Raw genomic sequence first — 400 nt, forward strand, 5'->3', positions numbered from 1 at the left:
AATAAATCCTATCAAACCCCAAAAAATAGAAAGTATAATATCTTCTCCCATTTAAACTCCTATATTATAAAGCACATTATAAGCTTTATCTTTAAAATCAAGTTTAGTGATAAAATCTTTACTATAAAGTTTAAAGTCCAAACCATAAGGAGTAAATTTTTGATAGTCTTTAAAAATTTTCATATATCACATAAACACTTGAGATCAATATAGGAACATTACACACAAATCCTATAAACCAACTTAATTTTTTGCGTTTTTCTTTTATGCTATAACATTTAAATAAATAAGCTTGTAATAAACAAGGAAGTATAAAAAAAGTGATCGCTAAAAAGATAATGGTGATACCACTTAAAAATCCAAAATAATTATACGCTTTATACTCTTGTAGTGATAATTT

At 24.0% G+C, this 400-nt stretch carries 1 protein-coding gene and 1 pseudogene; both read right to left on the reverse strand.

What is annotated here, in order from left to right; all coding sequences use genetic code 11:
* Window positions 1–51: 51 nt before the first annotated feature.
* Window positions 52–183 (reverse strand): hypothetical protein, encoded by a 132-nt coding sequence (locus CAMP5053_RS08410; RefSeq protein WP_261529730.1) that lies wholly within the window; start codon window positions 181–183, stop codon window positions 52–54.
* A pseudogene (locus CAMP5053_RS08415) lies at window positions 170–400 on the reverse strand (hypothetical protein); the annotation flags it as partial. The gene CAMP5053_RS08410 and the pseudogene CAMP5053_RS08415, both read right to left, overlap by 14 nt.

It is taken from the genome of Campylobacter sp. S4:11 (genome assembly GCF_024723695.1).
GTDB classification, from domain to species: Bacteria; Campylobacterota; Campylobacteria; order Campylobacterales; family Campylobacteraceae; genus Campylobacter_D; species Campylobacter_D jejuni_C.